Annotated in this window: 1 protein-coding gene; it reads right to left on the bottom strand. The window is 73.0% G+C overall.

The annotated features are described in order from the left end of the window. Positions 1 to 1,622, bottom strand: a 1,622-nt coding sequence (locus tag STRAU_RS36170) for a RelA/SpoT family protein (RefSeq protein WP_037664226.1), incomplete at its 3' end; no start/stop codon positions are given. Positions 1,623 to 1,889: the final 267 nt, after the last annotated feature.

Below are 1,889 nucleotides of genomic sequence, written 5' to 3'. Positions count from 1 at the left end.
GCGGCCGCGGCGGTGGGCCCGGACGCGGGCGCGGGCGCCGGGTGGGCGCTGAGCCAGCGCCGGATGGCGATCCGCGCGGCGGGCGTGCGCGCGTGGTCGAGCCAGTCGCGCGAGGGCCCGGACGCGAGGTCCTGGCCCATGAGGAGCTGCACGGTGTCGCCGTCCCGCAGGACCGTGCTGAGCGTCGCCAGGCGGCCGTTGACGCGGGCGCCGATGCAGGCGTGGGCGTCCTCGCCGTACTGCGCGTAGGCGGCGTCCACGCAGCTCGCGCCCGCGGGCAGGCCGAGCGTGCCGCCGTCGGGGCGGTAGACGGCGATCTCGCGGTCCTGGGCGAGGTCTTCGCGCAGCGTCGACCAGAAGGTGTCGGGGTCGGGCGCGGCCTGCTGCCAGTCCAGGAGGCGGGAGAGCCAGCCGGGGCGGGTGGGGTCGGCGCGCTCGCCGTCGGCCGGCTGCTCCTCGGGGGGCGGGGCGTAGGGGTTGCGCAGGGCGATGACGCCCGCTTCGGCGACCTGGTGCATCTGGTGGGTGCGGATGAGGACTTCGGCCACTTCGCCGTCGGGGCGGGCCACGGCCGTGTGGAGCGACTGGTACAGGTTGAACTTCGGTACCGCGATGAAGTCCTTGAATTCCGAGACGACCGGCGTGAAGCACGTGTGCAGTTCGCCGAGGACTCCGTAGCAGTCGGCGTCCTCGTTCACGAGCACCAGGAGGCGGCCGAAGTCGGCCGGGCGCAGTTCGCCGCGTTTGCGGTGCACACGGTGCACGGACACGAAGTGGCGCGGCCTGATGAGGACTTCGGCCGCGATGCCGGCGTCGCGCAGCACGCCGCGCACCTCTTCGGAGATGTCCGCGAGCGGGTCGGCGCCGGCCCTCGTCTTCGCCGCGATCAGCTCTCTGACCTCGGCGCACTCCTGGGGGTGGAGGATCGCGAAGACGAGGTCTTCGAGCTCGGTCTTCAGGGCCTGCACGCCGAGCCGTTCGGCGAGCGGGATGAGGACGTCGCGGGTGACCTTGGCGATGCGCGCCTGTTTCTCGGGGCGCATCACGCCGAGCGTGCGCATGTTGTGCAGCCGGTCGGCGAGTTTGATCGCCATGACGCGTACGTCGTTGCCGGTGGCGACCAGCATCTTGCGGAAGGTCTCGGGCTCGGCGGCGGCTCCGTAGTCCACCTTTTCCAGCTTGGTGACGCCGTCGACCAGGTAGCAGACGTCGTCGCCGAACTCCGCGCGCACCTGATCGAGCGTCACGTCCGTGTCCTCGACGGTGTCGTGGAGCAGGGACGCGGTCAAGGTCGTGGTCTCGGCGCCCAGTTGGGCCAGGATCAGGGTGACTGCGAGCGGGTGTGTGATGTACGGCTCACCGCTCTTGCGCGTCTGGCCGCGGTGCGAGGACTCGGCGAGGACGTAGGCACGGCGCAGCGGTTCGAGGTCGGCGTCGGGGTGGTGGCCGCGGTGGGCCTCGGCCACATGGCCGATGGCGTCCGGGAGACGGCCGCGGCCGGCCGGGCCGAGCAGCGCGGCACGGCCGAGTCGGCGCAGGTCAAGGCGGGAGCGGGCGCGCTTTCGCTGGCCCGGGGGCGTCGTTGGGCCGGGCGTCGCGGGGTTCGTCGCCTCCGCACTCATGGGCACCTCCGGCAGCTCCGACCGGCGGTGAGCGGACGGCAGCCTGCTCCGTCCGGGCCGGTGCTTGATGCTATCGAGCCCATCACGCGGTGCTGACCTGCTCTCGCCGAGCGTGAAACGGATCACCCATTCGAGCGACAGTTCTGTGGAGTGTCGTTTCGAGTGGGGCGAGCGGGGTTTCGACCCCGTCGCGGGGGCGGGGCCGGGCGTGCGGCCCGGGCTCCCCCGTGCGCCGTGCGGCCGATGCGCGGCGCCCCGCCGGGCGCG

Source organism: Streptomyces aurantiacus JA 4570 (genome assembly GCF_000414115.1).
Classification (GTDB): Bacteria; Actinomycetota; Actinomycetes; order Streptomycetales; family Streptomycetaceae; genus Streptomyces; species Streptomyces aurantiacus_A.
This window is presented reverse-complemented; position numbering and strand designations above follow the sequence as displayed.